Consider the following 15,132-nt stretch of genomic DNA (forward strand, 5'->3'; position numbering starts at 1 on the left):
AGACGGGAAAAGTTTATTGAAGTAAATACTCAAAGTCACCCCGGAAAAAGCTTGATGACTCAGTGGTTCTTTTTCGATATGAGGACCTATGCTTCAGTCGTGTCTTTTGACTCTCTTTTTATGCTTTTTGTCCCTGACGCTCACGTCAAAAACGTCGGCCGCCGCGGGAATCGTCTCTGAGCAGCGGGCCTTTATCGAACAATTTGCTAGTTCGCGCTTTTCAATACCCTCTGAAACATCTCCGTTGATTGACAACCCAGGGCGTTATCCGCAGCCCTTAAACTTCCTTTTTCAAAACGTTTTTGCTTGGACGCCGACGGGTGAAGCGCCCGAGTTTAGCGACGCTTGTTCCCGTGAAAAATGGCAAGAACATATGATGGATCCGCGTCTTGCTAACTCATTGCAGTTGCAGGGCGCTTTGGTGGAAAAGTACTTTAAGGACTGTCGTAAAGAGTTGGAAACCGGCTCTCAGAACACGTTGATCAATGCCTTACAAATCATGTCGCTCAGCTATGAGCCGCAAACTCATCCGTTCTTGCGTCGGGTGATCATCAACTTACCGGGGAACATCAAGCTGAAAGGTCTTTTGGCATTAAAGGGAGATTTGAAGCGCCGTCCGATGGTGGTGGTGCGCTTAGGAATCTTTTCGAATGTCGAAGACTTTAGACCCGAGCGTGGGTGGCTGATGATGCTCTTTGAACAGTCCCCATTTAATGTTTTGGTTGTTGAAAACATGACCAGCAATGATTTCATCACAAATAACACCCAGTTTTCTTTCGGTGGATATGATGAAGGGATTCAAAATATTCATATCGCAAAATTACTGACCAGTCCCGATGAGCCTTTGTCAAAGCTCGTCCAAAGTGTGCACATGTTTGGTATTAGTCTTGGCGGCCACGGCGTTTTGTTTTCATCTTTGCTGAATAAGTTTAATTCCTCGGCGAAGGACAATCTAATCAACAGTTTTACAGCGCTGTGTCCGGTTGTGAATTTAGAGCCGACCATGCGTAATATCACCGAAAACGGTTGGCGTTCGGCTTTGGTGGATGTTTGGAGTCAGCAGCGCCTTTCAGGTTTGGATGAAAAAGTTCCCAGCTTAAAGCAGTACGAGATGTTTCATTTCATGAGCAAAACCGTCAGCGAAATCGCTCGCACTTATAAAGGGGGGCTTTCTTATGTGTCGACGATCAAGCTTCCACCTGGTATGAAAGATCGCGGGGACTTTTGGGCGCTGAATGATTTTTGGAGCTATTATCAGGACGTTAAACAGCCCGTTGTTATCTATGCAACTCAGCAAGATTCTGTTGTTCCGTTTAATTTAAATTCAGAAAAAATTCGTGACGGCGCAATGAAAATCACCAGCAAAAATCTGCACGTGATTGATTTCCCACAGGGCTTCCACTGCACTTTGCCCATTCCTTATGACTGGTCGGCATTAACCACGATGTTCCAATCGTACATTTTGTCTCATTCGCCCGGATTTCAGTTAGAAGAAAAAACTTTCGAAGTCGATTTAAGCGATGAAGAGTGGAAGGGTTTTTTTGATCAAGGCACTCACGTGAAATTCAAAGTGCAAGAGCCTTCAACCAAAGATAAATTTGTAACCATCGCCTTTACGGTGAAGAACTCTAAGAACGCGGAAAAATCCATGCGCTTAAGTTTGCCGTTATCGGGTTTTGATTTTCAGTTTAGAAATGCCGAGCTTTCGCAGTCTGAAAAAGACATGATCGTGCGTTGGGTGAATCAAAACTTAAAAACGCGTATGACCGTTAAAGCCGGTAAACCCGTGCTTGTGGCTTCTTGGAAGATCGCGCAATAATTATTTTAATTGTTCTTTAAAGAATTCAGATTTTTCCGCAAGCTTTTCTACGTAGCCGCGCACATCCTCTTGGGCGGCGGCGCCCAAACGTGAAAACGGCACGATGTGATCATCGGGCACATAGCGGAAGGTGAGGTTGATTCTGCGGGTGTTAAAGTTCTCAATCTCGTTCAACTTAAAATTCAGATCTTCTTTTTCTTCCACGCGTTGGACGCGGTGAAAAAGATGTTTTTTAAACTTATCCCCGCCAAAGATTTGCAGCGAGCGATCTTCCAACCACTGTTGTAACACGACTTCTGATTTGGATTCGGTGCCGCGGCTTGAAACAAACTGAAACAAGGCGCGCTCTCCAAAAGAAACGGATGCGACCGGTCCCGGTTCAAAGTCTTTGTGTTCACCCACGCGGGCACAATCAAGCTCTTTGCCTTCGGGGGTGACCTGATTGCCGTAATAGTTGATCAAACAGGTGTTCAGATGCCAACCGCGAGGAATATCGCGAGCTTCAAAACTTTCATGCACCAAGGCTTCGATCTTTTGAACTAAGTATTCCAAAATGGGGGGATAAGGTTCGGCCGTCACACAACGGTCATACAAGCCCTTCGGCGGATGATAATAATTCAAGCACGCAAATTGCCAGTTTCCTAACCAATAAACGGGGCGCAAAAGGGGGCGCTGCTTTTGGTTTTCTGGGGGAGGATTGTTTTTAGAATAGCGCATTTCCCAAATCGGAAATAGCGAAAGAAGGTATTTTAAAATCTCCTCTTTTTCGCGCAGGGAGATATAGCCTTGTTTATAAACCAAGCCGCGGGCCTTCGGCGGACCTTTTTGGTTCCCAGCACCAGCAGTGGCGGAAGCTCCGGAGCGGGGTTTGTGAGAAGATGGAAAACGTGATTTGGGCTTAAACATGAGCGGCGGTTTTACCACACGGGGGCCTCCCAAGCCAAGTGCCACCGCTTAGAGAGTGACATTGGGGTTCCTGTCGGCTAAAAACAAGCGTGGGGAGGATGAAAAAATGACAACTCCAGTGAAAGCAAATGTAGGTCCTCAGGAAAAACAACTTCTTATAAATCAGATCCCAGCCCTTAAAGGGAAAAAGATTCTGATTGTCGGTGACGTCGGCCTTGATGAATACCTTATGGGTGAAGTCCGTCGCATCAGTCCTGAAGCCCCGGTGCCGGTTCTTGAAGTCGACTCTGAAGACATGCGTTTGGGTTTATCCGCTAATGTCGCGCAAAATGTGGTGAGCCTCGGTGGCGAAGCCATGCTGGTGTCGGTGGTGGGTGATGATACTGGTGCCAGCCTATTAAAAGATCTTTGTGAAAAAAATGGTGTGAGCTGGGAATACATGATCGTGGATAAATCTCGTCCCACGACCCGCAAAACACGCGTGATGGCGAAGCACCATCACATCGTTCGCGTGGATCATGAAATGCGTAAATATCTTTCTTCGGAAGCCGAGGCGCGCTTGATCGCTGCGGTAGAAAAAAATGTTTCTAAAGCCGATTGTGTGATCATGGAAGATTATGCCAAAGGCGTGATCTCGGGTCCGGGTGTCGCCAAGATCGCGGAAATTTGTCATAAAAATGGTAAAAAACTTTTAGTCGACCCACATCGTAACAATCACGCGGCCTTTTATTCGGGCGTGGATTTAATTAAACCCAATTACGATGAAGCCGTCATCATGGCTGGTCTTGATTTCAATGAATTGCGCGAAAATCCAAACCAGGTGGTGCAAGTCGGTCGGGCTTTACAAAAAATCACGGGCGCAAAAGAGCTGGTGGTCACTCGTGGTAAAGACGGGATGACGATTTTTTCTGGCGATCAAGTCACAGAAGTTCCGACTTATGCACGCAAAGTGTTTGATGTCACTGGGGCTGGCGACACGGTGATTGCTGCGTTGGCTTTGGGGTTGGTGTCCGGTCTGTCACTTGTGCATTCTTGCATGTTAGCTAACTATGCTGCGGGTGTGGTCGTCGGCAAGGTGGGTTGTGTGCCTTGTGAAATCCCTGAATTGATTGAGTATATCAAAACCGCCCATTAATCTGGTAAATGACATGTGGCCGCCAGACCGTGCTTTGTAATAGATTGGAATTTATGAAGATCGTGGTCTGGAGCTTTTTGATATTTGTACTTACAGGACCTTCCTGCCAAAGCATTCCAAAAAATTTTAATGCGACCCCCAGCTACCATTTTTTAGACACTGAAAACACTTACTGGGGAAAGTACTTCGCGAAAGAAATAAAATCTAAAAAGGACCAATCCGGTTTTCACCCGTTGGTGGCGGGCACCGACGCCTTGGTGGCGCGATTGGAATCCATTCGTCATGCGGAAAAATCTTTAGATGTTCAATATTATATCTGGCACGACGATGACACCGGTAAACTCATGCTCAGTGAGATTATTAAGGCCGCGGATCGCGGCGTGCGCGTTCGACTGTTGTTGGATGATCTTAATATCGGCAAATATCAAGATTCTTTATTGGTTATAGATTCACATCCCAATATCGAAGTGCGAATGTTCAACCCTTTTGCGAACCGGACATGGAGAATCTTTGAAGTCTTTCGCTTTGGCGAAATCAATCGGCGGATGCACAATAAGTCTTTGATCGCCGATAACCAGACCGTGATTATTGGTGGTCGTAATATCGGCAACGAATATTTTACTGCCAGCAGTGAAGCGAACTTTGGTGATTTTGACGTCTGGTGTTTTGGTCCTGTAGTTAAGGAAGCTTCCCAAAGTTTTGATCTGTATTGGAATGACCGATTGGCCATCCCCATCGCAGAACTTTATAAGCGCTCTCTGCGACCCGAGGACCTGTCTCAACTCAAAGAGGCTCTGAACGCCGATGCCAAGTCATTGGCCGCTTCCGAATATCAAAAAAGTCTGAACGAGGCTCCCTTGAGCGTTTTTTTGAAAACGGAAAAACTTAAGACATTTTGGGGCCGGGGCAAGATTGTTTCTGATTCGCCGGCAAAAATTCGTGGCGATGAAAATGCGGGCCCACCTTTAAATCAGGTCACGGGGTTACCGATTAAATCTCAAAAAGAAATTTTCATCGTCTCTCCGTATTTTATCCCAGGAAAAAATGGCGTTGATTATTTTGCAAAAAAGGTCAAAGCGGGTGTCCAGGTTGATGTGTTTACGAACTCTTTAGCCTCCAACGATGTGGGATTGGTTTTCGCCGGTTACAAAAAATATCGTAAAGGACTTATCAAGGCGGGAGTTCGCCTTTATGAGATGAAACCCAAGGTGCGCATTCCGCAAGGTTCTAAAAGTCGCATGGGCATCACCTCCGCGGGGCGCCTTGGTTTGCATGGAAAAGTTTATATCTTTGATCGACGGGTGATGTTCGTGGGATCCATGAACCTTGATCCACGGTCCGTGGATTTAAATTCGGAATTGGGGGTTCTCATTGAAAGCCCCGAGCTTGCCGATCTTTTTGTGACGAATTTAAAGCGAGAGATGTCTGAACTCGCCTACCGTGTCACCTTGGATGAAAAAAATAAACTGCGCTGGGAAACTCGAGAGGATGACCAGGATGTGGTGCTCACCTCGGAACCGGAGGCCTCGGGGTGGAAAACTTTTACTTCCGGATTTTTGGGACTTTTCGTTCCCGAAAGCCTGCTTTAGTCATCCCGCGATAAGAGAACCGCAATAAAGAGCGAAAACCACAAGCGAAGCGATGCTGGCGATTAGCACAGCACCCGCAAGGCAGTCCTTGGCAAAGCCAATTTCAGTGTCATGCCCGGGGTGAAGCTTGTCCATCAAAGCTTCAAGGGCGGTGTTAAGTAATTCCAATACCATCACGCCGCTTGCAGCCACCGCAAAAAGAGCGCACCAAACAGCGGGTGGTCTTTGAATCAGGCAAAATAATAAAATGAAGAGAGTGGCAGCGATATGCCATCGAAAACTGACTTCACGGCGAAAAGCGCCCGCGATTCCGGCAAAAGCAAAGCTCATTCTTTTGGTGAAGCTTAAGTTTTTCATTCGTTGATCGTATATGGCTGTCTCTTAGAGGGTCAGCTCCTATTTGTGGAAGCGGCGCTTCTTCAATCGAGGTGAGTCTTTTTTAGTGTGGCAAGTCACGCTGAATCTGTTTATGTTTTCGCTAAGAGGAAAAATAATGACGACAGAACAAAATACGGATGCCGCTCAAGAAGGAAAACTGTACCGCTTTTTATTAAAGGTAGAAAAGGTGGGAAATGCATTACCCCAACCGGCCTTGATGTTTTTGGCTTTATGTCTCTTTGTCATCATCTTTTCGGCCTTGGCCACAGCCTTTGATATGCAAGCGGTGCATCCGGTGACTAAAGAAGTCATCAAACCCGTGAATCTTATGTCGGCCGCGGGTCTTAGTAGCATCTTGACAGACATGATTAAGAATTTCACGGGCTTTGCTCCGCTTGGAACCGTGCTGGTGGCGATGTTAGGTTTTAGCTTGGCGGAAAAAAGTGGATTGCTAGGAACCGTATTGCGTTCCATTTTAGTTAAATCACCCCGAGCTTTAATCATTCCGGCAGTTTTATTGGCGGGAATCATGTCGCACACGGCGGGGGATGTCGGATATGTGCTTTTGATTCCTCTTTCGGCAATGGCTTTTCACAGTGTGGGTTTGCATCCCTTGGCGGGTTTGGCGATTTGTTTTGCCGGGGTTTCGGGCGGATTTTCAGCAAACTTTATTATCAGTGCGCTGGATCCTTTGCTTTCAGGTCTTTCTCAAGAGGCGGCTCGTATCATTGATCCACAATACTCCGTCACACCTTTGGTAAACTGGTATTTTATGTCGGTGTCTTCGATTTTGATTATTGCGGTGGGAACTATCGTCGCGAAGAAAATCACTTTGCCATTTTTAGGTGAATACAAAGGGGATGCAGAAAGATCTGAGCCGGCCCCATTGAGTGCTTTAGAAAAACGCGGTCTTTTGTGGGCCGGTATTGTGGCCTTCGTGCTTATTGTGGCGATCCTCATCGGTACTGTTCCCGAATCAGGTTTCCTGCGTAATCCTACCAACGGATCGTTGTTAGACTCTCCCTTTTTAAAAGGGATCATCGCGATCATTTTCTTTTTTGCGGCGCTGACGGGTCTGGTTTATGGGTGGGGAGCTAAAACTTTCCGTTCACAGAACGACGTCACAAATGCGATGCAGGAATCTATGGCGACCATGGCGCCTTATTTGGTGATGGTGTTTTTTGCCGCGCAGTTTATTGCCTTGTTTTCGATTTCTAACATGGGCTTAATCATGGCCGTTCATGGTTCAGACTTTTTAAAGAGCATGAACCTCAGTGCGGTGCCTTTAATGATTGGGTTTATTATTTTAACATGTGTGCTGGATATTTTTATCGGCAGTGCATCCGCGAAGTGGGCTTTGATGGCGCCGGTATTTGTGCCGATGTTTATGATCTTGGGTTTAGCACCTGAATTAACGCAAGCGTCCTACCGCATTGCTGATTCCGTGGTGAATATTATTTCCCCACTGATGCCGTACTTCCCGTTAATCTTGGCATTTGCGAATAAATACGATCCGCGCGCCCGTGTAGGCACATTGATCGCGTTGATGCTTCCTTATTCGATTGCTTTTTTGATCTCATGGTCGATCTTGTTGTTTATTTGGATTGGTTTTGAATTGCCATTAGGACCGGGCGCACATTTGAAATATATCATGCCATAAATGCGGCATCAGGATGCCGCATTATTTCAGTACGCGACGCTTCGGTAATTAGGAGCGGGCACTTTCAGAGTTACGATAACGCAGTAGTGCTACCTACGTAGGTAGCACTAGCGCGTTAAGCCATGAGCCTTAAAAATGCTTTGGTTATTACGACGAAAACTCCGCCGACGCGGGAACTAGCTGTGCAATGTTACGGACATGCTTTAAAAATTTCTAAATCAAAGATGCCGCAAAATTTCTGGAAGCTCTCGCATATCAGAAAACACCTTGGTTGAGCCTAGCCCTTTAAGAGTATCCGAGTGACCCAGCTGAATATGTTGTCCCCCGGTAAAGCCCAAGACTCGCATTCCCGCAGCGAGGGCGGCCTGAACACCCGCAACACTGTCTTCGATTACAATACAATCCTGTGGCTGCCACTGCAGGGTCTTTGCCGCATACAAAAATAAATCGGGTGCGGGCTTTCCTTGGCGCACCATCTGACTGCTAAAAATAGATTTAGGAAAATGGGGCAGCAGGCGAGTGAACGCCAGTTTGCGCACGATGGATTCTAAATCACTGTTTGAGGCGACACATTTGGGAAAGTGTAATTGATTTAAGGTTTCATGAATTCCCGAAATGGCAGAAAGTTCTTGTTCATAAACTCTTTGGATGCGCTTGTCGACCACATCTAAATAATCGTCGGGCAGACGTGACAGCTCTTCTTTCACTAAGGGATGATTTGTCGCAAGGCCCGTAAACTTGGCGATATGATCTTGAGTTGAAATGGGAAAGCCTAGCTCTGTTTTATATTCCGCTTCCACGCGGTTGGCGATGATCTCGCTGTCGACCAGGACTCCATCGCAATCAAAAATAACGTATTTAGGTTTCATTCCTAAATCCTTTCGTGATCGCATGAAAACAGGACGCACCAATGCCTTGGGGCGAAACGCCTTCGCGCGAAAATGTGCAGATGTTATGGTTGATCACTTTGAAAACAGATTTAGGAAAAAGATATTTTCCTGCTTGGTGAATTTCTTTGTCGCCACCGTTGCCAATGGTTTTTAAAATTCACTTCAAAGGTCTAAGCCAACCTTCAGGGTACCCGCCGAGTGTTTCGATAATCCCTGTTCCTCGTCACCTGTCTGCAAAGCCAGGCCTGGCGCTCATGATCAGAATTTATATCTCATTTTTTACTGCGGTTGGGAAGTTCTTTTATCTAAGGCTGATGCGAACGTCGTGGTCTTTGTCTTTAAGCTTATTGAGCTCGGTGAACAAAACCGTCATGCGATCATAAGTATCAATGGAAGAGTCCTGCCATGGATTTTGAAGGCGAGCGCCATCCGGGTTAAGTTCAGAGACGACTTGTCCATTGCGCGTGCGCAGAAAGATTTTATTTTTGGTGTCGATTTCAATGTCCGCGTTTAACAGTGCGGTTAATTTTTTGGTACGTAAGTAGGTCGCCGCCGAACGAATGAAATGGCGTTCAAACTTATCGGCAAGGTCTTCAGGAGTTAATTCAACATCTTCTTGGCCTTGCTCATCCATCGAGACATTGGTGTCATTGGAGCATTCCTCCAAATTCTCTTCGGCCTCTTCTGCCAATTGACGATACCAATTTAAACCCACCGCCAAAATCGAACGAACCGAGGTGAAAGTTTCCGGTTCAAAGCCATGCCGTTCGCAGAACAGTTGAAAGCCGGCCTTTAACAATTCAGCATCAAGAGGTTCATAGAACATATGTTCATCAAAGCTGGGCGAGCGTAAGGAAAGGCTTAAACGTAAGATAGAATCTAGTGCCATGGCGTTGGAAAAAGGACCGATGACATGCTCTTCATCTGCTTGATTGCGCATGGACGTGAAATCGCGATTAAAAAAAGCCAATTCACGACGGCCGACTTTCAAGCTGATATTGTAAGGTGGGTTCCACTTTTTTATTTCATCAGTTTCTAACAAAGCAGACTCTAAGGGACTGCCCACCACGGTCACGCGCAGATCCCATACTTGGGTGAGCATTTCTAATTTTTTGGAATCCCGATTTTTCTGCCCGCGGAAATAACTGTTCACACGATCATGCAAGGAAGTCGCTTTACCGACGTAAAGGATTTCACCCCAACGGGAGAGCATGCGATACACGCCGGGCTGCTTTGGCAGGCCGAGACGTTTTTCTTTGGGCAATGGGTATTCGTATTTTCCACGAGCCGTTTTCGGAGTTTCCGCCAGCCATTCATGAATAGCTTCAAAAGTCGAAAGGCCTTTTTCTTCTAACGCGGCCATAAGACCCTGCCAGATCACCTGCGTGGCTTGCACGTGGCCTTCAGCGCGCTTTAATTCGCCAGAAGGGCAACCAAAGTAACCGGCTAAGCCCTTAATGCCGCGAGTGGGAAGGTTCGGGAAAAGACGTTTGGCAATTTCATGGGTGCATAAAATCTGAAATGGCATTTCTTCGCCCAGCTTTTCGAAGGCATCCATCAAAAACGGGCGTTCAAATTGGGCGAAGTGAATGATCGCCAAAGGTTTTTCTTCGTTCAAAGATTTTAGTGATTCTTTAAAGTCTGATAAGACTTCTGGTAAAGTTTTTGATGCCAGCATGACTTCGTCTTTAATTCCCGTAATAAGTTGAATTCTTTTGGGAATTAATTCGTCATTTGGCAATTTCACCGTACGCGAATGCACGGCTTCACCATGCATAAAGGACCAAGCCATTTCTAAAATATGAGCGGTGTCGGGTTTAGCGCCCGTGGTTTGTAAATCTAAGAAAATAACATTCTTAAGTTTAAGCGCCATGGGCCTCCCAAAACAGTTTTACGTCTTGGAGGATTTGTCGTGATACTAATTCTTGCGGGGAAGTTTCAAACCAGCCTTCGGGCATAGTCTCAAAATAGCTATTTTGTAAGAAGCGAGAATCCAGCATCACAATCACGCCGCGATCACTTTCAGAACGAATCACGCGGCCCGCAGATTGAATGGCTTTCGCCATCGCCGGATAAACGTAGGCATAATTAAAAGCATGATCTTTGCCGTAACGCCTTTCATAGTACGAACGTATCTGTTCACGTTCAAAATCAAAGCTCGGCAATGCGGGCCCCACAATAAAGGCGCCAATCAACATGTCACCTGGAAAGTCGACGCCTTCGGAAAAAACGCCGCCTTGAACACCGAATAAAATCGTCGGCTCTTTAGCCGCTTTTAACTCTTCAAGATATTCTTGGATCTGCGATTGCTTCATCTCGCGCTCTTGCACTAAAAGCTTAAACTGCGGCAGGACCAGTTTATCTTGAGCCATGCGCATGAACTCAAAGCTTGGAAAAAGCGCAATATAGTTTCCGGGCTTCACCGAAGAAATACGCTGAATAGTTTCTGCAATTTTCCCGGCACTTTGATGTCGGTCCGAAAACTTCGTGGAAATTTGTGGAATTATTAATAGTTTCCGATTTTCTTTTTCAAATGGCGATTGGAATTCCACTTGTTTGGCGTCTTCGTCAAAACCCAAAAGCTCTTGGTAGTAACGAAAAGGTTTTAATGTCGCCGAAAAAGCCACCACATTCTTAAATTCGTCATAAGCGAGCTTCAAATGTTCAGAGGCATCACAGCAGGTGATCTTGATCATCTCGTGATGATTTTGGCGCTGATACGTTTGAAAAAACTCTTCCCCAGCAAACTGAATGGACGCTGTAAAGTCCGTCCACAAGTTCATCAGTCGCAAGATCGGATCTTGGGATAAGATTTCCACATCTGAATCTAAATAATCCGTGGTCAAATCGCGGATGTCTTTTTCTAAATCTAAAATAGGTTCAAACTCGACTTTGATAATTTTTGAAACACCATCTGTACCGTAAGATTGAATCAAACGCCGGGCCCGAGCCGTTAAGCTGTGCGCTTGTAACGCATACTGGGCGGGCAATTTAACAAAATCTTTTTCCAAGATATTAAACTGCAAGGTGGAAAGAGTCGGGGAAAAGTAGTCTTGAGAACGTGAAGGCAGGTTGTGGGCTTCATCAATCACCAGATTTGCTTTTTGATCCGGTTCGAGCAAAGGCAAAGCCAAGCGGCCTACCAAGCTGCGCGGGGCAAAGACGTAATTGTAATCACCAATCACGACATCGGCTTGTTCGATGGCCTCAACCGATAGCTCAAACGGACAGACTTCAAACTCTTCGCCCATTTTTTTTAGCTTCTCGGAATTCAAACTGCGGAGGCGGGACATCTTATTTACCAAATCATGCGTCGCCACTTTGGCGTAATAGTCTTTAGCAAATTCACAATATTTCGGATTGCACAAAGGTTCGTTCTTAAGGCACATCTTGCTTTTGGCCGTGATAGTCAGTGAACGGACTTTGCAGCCTTGCTCTTGAATTTTCTCGACCGCTTCTTCGGCCACTTGGTGCTGGGAATTTTTCGGCGTCACGTAAACAACCTTTTGCCCTCGCGACAATGATTCTTTAAGTGAGGGATAAAGGATGCCCGCAGTTTTTCCTAAACCCGTCGGCGCTTGCACCAACAATGCCTCGCCACCTGAAAAAGAATCCGTGATTGTTTGCACTAATTCTTTTTGACCACGACGAGGGGATGAAAATGGAAAAGTCATTTCTTCAGCCATGGCCACGCGTTTTTTAAATAGCTTTTCTTTCACTTTAGTTTCTTCAAGCAACTCTTTTAAACGCAATCCCAACCAGAACTCATAGGACTCAATATCCAGATCAATTGACAAAGTGTGGGATTTAAAATTTCGCGATGAGACCAAATGCAGATTTAACTTGGGGACCACGCCGGTTTCTTTATAATGAATGTATCCATAGGTGCGCAGTTGCCAAACGTAAGGGTGATCGGGCTCAAAGCGCATTTTTCTTTGCAGCTCTTCGACGTCAAAAGCTGATTTGATTTCTTCAATCATGGCGGGTTCAGCGACAAAGCCATCCGCGCGACCAGAAACGACAAACTCATAGGGACCAGACAAAAAACTATAAGATAATTTTTTTTCTGCTTCATATTTTGGATTTTCGCGCAGGCGCTGACGTTGCACAGACTGATGAATTTCTTGCCCACTGGTCGGCGCATTGCCATAGCCAGAGTGGGTTTCGATACTTCCCACTCGTGGACAAGGCAGCGCGAATTGTTTAACGTTCAGGGCAATTTTTCTCATTTTACTCTATGTTAAAACTAAGTTGGCCATGGCTTCGACTCGGGTCCAAGTGGGCTGGGGGTCTTTTAAAATGCGCCACGGACAGATTCAAGTCTTTCATGTTCAAACCATATTTGCGAGTGTAAAGCTTAAACATCTGCGCCATGGCGTCGGCTCTAGGGCCTTCTCCGCGCATCCTAGAGCCAAAATTAGGATCATTCAGCTTTCCACCGCGGATATCACGCACATAGTTAAGAACTTTATCTTTTTTTAATGGGTCGTGAACTTCCAGCCATTCCGTAAAAATCGGTAAAACCGTTGAAGGAAGGCGCAATGGAGTAAAACCTGCCGACGTCGCCCCCGCATCTGCTGCGGCTTTTAAAATTTGCGGCATTTCATGATCATTTAAACCGGGAATACAAGGAGCGACATTTACGCCGACAGGCACACCGGCTTTGGCTAAAGTTTCAATGGCTTTAAGGCGTGCTTCGGGATGCGACGTGCGAGGTTCTAAGCGGCGTGCCAGGTCTGGATCTAAAGATGTAATAGAAAGATAAACTTTGGCGCCACTCCACGCCGCCATTTCTTGCAAAATATCAACATCACGAGTGACCAGGGCATTTTTGGTGATCATGCCCACGGGGTTTTTAAATTCAGCCAGCACTTTCAAGCACCCGCGGGTCAGTTGCATTTTTCGCTCTAAGGGTTGATAGCAGTCCGTGATCCCACTCATAAAAATCACTTCTGGCTGCCAAGATTTTTTCATCAAAGCTTCGCGCAACAACTGGGGTGCTTCTTCTTTCACAAAAATCTTAGATTCAAAATCAAGCCCTGGCGACATGCCCAGGTATTCGTGGGTAGGGCGCGCATAACAATACGAACACCCATGCTCGCAGCCGCGATAAGCATTGATGGAATAGCTAAATCCAATGTCCGGACTTTTATTGCTCGTGATAATAGTGCGTGAGGAGTCCTTGAAAACTTGCGTTCTCAACACCGATTTTTCATCTTCTAAATAATTATCGAAATCTTCCTCAGTAGCCTCGTAAGCCAGGGAATCATAGCGGTTGCTGACGTTGCTACTGGCACCACGACCACGAATGTCCTTGCGAAACTCTCGTGTCATAGGGAAATTATCACCTATTTACACATTATTTACACCAAATAACTTTGCGAGTCGAGGTAGAAAAAGAACTATTTAGCGGTCTCGCGATGAAAAATAAATCGGTATGAGTTGATCATCACAAACGACAGAACCACGAAACCCAATCCCGAAAGAATGGCATTCTGAATTCCAATTAAATCCGTTACTTTTCCGATCGCTAAATGCATGACGATCAACATCAACGAATCCGTCGCCATCATGTAAGACACAACAGTGTCGAGATCTTGAGGGAACTCTGACGAAATCCAAGAAATGGACAGCGGATAAAAGGGGGCGATCGTAAATCCACCGAAGGCTAAAAACAGAGGGTGAATGTAAACACCCAATAAAATAGCAGCACCAGTTGAAACAATCGAAGTCGTAAGTAAAAACCGTGCGGATTGTCTGAAATGCACAAGAGTGAAAAGACCGCGACCCAGCATCATAAAGATAAAAAAATAAGAAACATACAGGCTTGAAGTTTCCATGTCATAGTTCCACACCCGTTGCATGTACAAGGCCAATCGTGAAGACAACATCAGCTCCGTCGCCACGGCAAAGCTTAACATCAAAGCCAAAAAAATCTGCGGCTTAAAGTTTTTGGCTTTGTGAGCTTTATGTTCTTCGGGCGTAAAGGTCGAGCGAGTGTGCAAGTTTTTATGACTGCCGTGAAAGCTGTAAGCTAAAAGTGAAATCGGCGCCAGCATCGCCACCGCAAAAGTCCATCGCCAGTTGCCTGCAACGAGCTCAACCCCGGCCGCCAAAAGAGGGGCCATCAAACTGGCAACCCCATACATCGTGTGCAGGCCCGAAAGCATTTGCTGCTTGCGGTGCGCGCTGGAACCTAAAGACACCAAGACATTGGGAATCAACCCGATGACCCCTTGGCTGAGGCCGAATGTAAACGCAAAGATCAAAAAGACCCAAAAATAAGGCGCAATAGCTAAGCCCAAAAGTGAAAAGATCAATCCGATAGCGCCCCCGCGCAAAACAGTCAGGCGGTCATAGCGACGCAAAAGGTGGCGACATGCATAACTTGAGATCAACCCGGAAATATTTCCCAGGGCGAAAATGAGTGACCCCATAGAGTCGCTCACCGCAAAGTGTTTCATAATCTCAGGGAAAAGGGGCCCTCGGATGTTGTCGCTTAAGCCGTAAACCAGAAGACTTGCGTAGGAAATGATAATAAAGGGCCAAACCATGGACACACTTTAGCGGGCGGGCGTGGGGATGACAAGGACGGCCCCCAAAAAGGTCTGGAATACGAGCCCATGTATTTTTTCATTCCGTTGAAATCGCTAGGCAATATGGGGTCCCTATGCTAGAAACCACCCCACATAAACATCCTTAACTAACAAGATCACCAAGATCTTTGCTGTAACAAGCACGGCTGTGAAAAGCCA

11 protein-coding genes are annotated in these 15,132 nt (G+C 46.1%); 4 read left to right on the forward strand and 7 right to left on the reverse strand.

Translation table 11 applies throughout. The features are described from left to right. Nucleotides 1-88 precede the first annotated feature (88 nt). Nucleotides 89-1,819 (forward strand): hypothetical protein, encoded by a 1,731-nt coding sequence (locus tag AZI86_RS09875; RefSeq protein WP_253715855.1) that lies wholly within the window; start codon nucleotides 89-91, stop codon nucleotides 1,817-1,819. Here the strand turns inward: AZI86_RS09875 and AZI86_RS09880 are convergent, their stop codons facing one another. After that, on the reverse strand, nucleotides 1,820-2,725 hold the full coding sequence (locus tag AZI86_RS09880) for an alpha-ketoglutarate-dependent dioxygenase AlkB (RefSeq protein WP_061834872.1): 906 nt from the start codon (nucleotides 2,723-2,725) through the stop codon (nucleotides 1,820-1,822). Between the two features lie 106 nt (nucleotides 2,726-2,831). Here AZI86_RS09880 and rfaE1 point away from each other — a divergent pair, with 106 nt between their 5' ends. Together rfaE1 and AZI86_RS09890 are read left to right on the forward strand one after the other, a co-directional pair. Further along, complete coding sequence (rfaE1, locus tag AZI86_RS09885) at nucleotides 2,832-3,860, forward strand: D-glycero-beta-D-manno-heptose-7-phosphate kinase (RefSeq protein WP_061835141.1); 1,029 nt, start codon at nucleotides 2,832-2,834, stop codon at nucleotides 3,858-3,860. Between the two features lie 53 nt (nucleotides 3,861-3,913). Next, complete coding sequence (locus tag AZI86_RS09890; protein WP_061834873.1) at nucleotides 3,914-5,449, forward strand: phospholipase D family protein; 1,536 nt, start codon at nucleotides 3,914-3,916, stop codon at nucleotides 5,447-5,449. Here the strand turns inward: AZI86_RS09890 and AZI86_RS09895 are convergent, their stop codons facing one another. Next, nucleotides 5,450-5,806, reverse strand: a complete 357-nt coding sequence (locus tag AZI86_RS09895; protein ID WP_061834874.1) for a diacylglycerol kinase — start codon at nucleotides 5,804-5,806, stop codon at nucleotides 5,450-5,452. A 136-nt stretch (nucleotides 5,807-5,942) separates the two neighbouring features. Between AZI86_RS09895 and AZI86_RS09900 the strand changes: the two genes are divergently transcribed. Further along, nucleotides 5,943-7,487 carry an AbgT family transporter gene (locus tag AZI86_RS09900; RefSeq protein WP_061834875.1) on the forward strand — a complete coding sequence of 515 codons (1,545 nt, stop codon included), beginning with the start codon at nucleotides 5,943-5,945 and terminating at the stop codon, nucleotides 7,485-7,487. A gap of 218 nt (nucleotides 7,488-7,705) precedes the next feature. Here the strand turns inward: AZI86_RS09900 and AZI86_RS09905 are convergent, their stop codons facing one another. From AZI86_RS09905 to AZI86_RS09925, 5 genes are all read right to left on the reverse strand, one after another. Continuing rightward, complete coding sequence (locus AZI86_RS09905) at nucleotides 7,706-8,356, reverse strand: HAD family hydrolase (RefSeq protein ID WP_061834876.1); 651 nt, start codon at nucleotides 8,354-8,356, stop codon at nucleotides 7,706-7,708. A 322-nt stretch (nucleotides 8,357-8,678) separates the two neighbouring features. Then, nucleotides 8,679-10,250: an exonuclease domain-containing protein gene (locus AZI86_RS09910; RefSeq protein ID WP_061834877.1), complete on the reverse strand. Its 1,572-nt coding sequence runs from the start codon at nucleotides 10,248-10,250 to the stop codon at nucleotides 8,679-8,681. Beyond that, nucleotides 10,240-12,606, reverse strand: coding sequence for an ATP-dependent DNA helicase (locus AZI86_RS09915; protein ID WP_061834878.1), 2,367 nt, complete (start codon nucleotides 12,604-12,606; stop codon nucleotides 10,240-10,242). Before AZI86_RS09915 ends, AZI86_RS09910 begins: the two co-directional genes overlap by 11 nt. 1 nt (nucleotide 12,607) lies before the next feature. Next, nucleotides 12,608-13,711 carry a PA0069 family radical SAM protein gene (locus tag AZI86_RS09920; protein ID WP_061834879.1) on the reverse strand — a complete coding sequence of 368 codons (1,104 nt, stop codon included), beginning with the start codon at nucleotides 13,709-13,711 and terminating at the stop codon, nucleotides 12,608-12,610. 68 nt (nucleotides 13,712-13,779) lie between these two features. After that, nucleotides 13,780-14,931 (reverse strand): MFS transporter, encoded by a 1,152-nt coding sequence (locus AZI86_RS09925; protein ID WP_061834880.1) that lies wholly within the window; start codon nucleotides 14,929-14,931, stop codon nucleotides 13,780-13,782. Nucleotides 14,932-15,132 lie beyond the last annotated feature (201 nt).

Origin of the sequence: Bdellovibrio bacteriovorus (assembly GCF_001592735.1) — a bacterium.
Lineage (GTDB): Bacteria > Bdellovibrionota > Bdellovibrionia > Bdellovibrionales > Bdellovibrionaceae > Bdellovibrio > Bdellovibrio bacteriovorus_D.

Bases quoted from the DNA above. Each gene is read 5' to 3' on its own strand.
- AZI86_RS09880 (WP_061834872.1), bottom strand. From the start codon at position 2,725: ATGTTTAAGCCCAAATCACGTTTTCCATCTTCTCACAAACCCCGCTCC.
- AZI86_RS09925 (WP_061834880.1), bottom strand. From the start codon at position 14,931: ATGGTTTGGCCCTTTATTATCATTTCCTACGCAAGTCTTCTGGTTTAC.
- AZI86_RS09910 (WP_061834877.1), bottom strand. From the start codon at position 10,250: ATGGCGCTTAAACTTAAGAATGTTATTTTCTTAGATTTACAAACCACG.
- AZI86_RS09890 (WP_061834873.1), top strand. From the start codon at position 3,914: ATGAAGATCGTGGTCTGGAGCTTTTTGATATTTGTACTTACAGGACCT.
- AZI86_RS09905 (WP_061834876.1), bottom strand. From the start codon at position 8,356: ATGAAACCTAAATACGTTATTTTTGATTGCGATGGAGTCCTGGTCGAC.
- rfaE1 (WP_061835141.1), top strand. From the start codon at position 2,832: ATGACAACTCCAGTGAAAGCAAATGTAGGTCCTCAGGAAAAACAACTT.
- AZI86_RS09900 (WP_061834875.1), top strand. From the start codon at position 5,943: ATGACGACAGAACAAAATACGGATGCCGCTCAAGAAGGAAAACTGTAC.
- AZI86_RS09915 (WP_061834878.1), bottom strand. From the start codon at position 12,606: ATGAGAAAAATTGCCCTGAACGTTAAACAATTCGCGCTGCCTTGTCCA.
- AZI86_RS09895 (WP_061834874.1), bottom strand. From the start codon at position 5,806: ATGAAAAACTTAAGCTTCACCAAAAGAATGAGCTTTGCTTTTGCCGGA.
- AZI86_RS09875 (WP_253715855.1), top strand. From the start codon at position 89: ATGCTTCAGTCGTGTCTTTTGACTCTCTTTTTATGCTTTTTGTCCCTG.
- AZI86_RS09920 (WP_061834879.1), bottom strand. From the start codon at position 13,711: ATGACACGAGAGTTTCGCAAGGACATTCGTGGTCGTGGTGCCAGTAGC.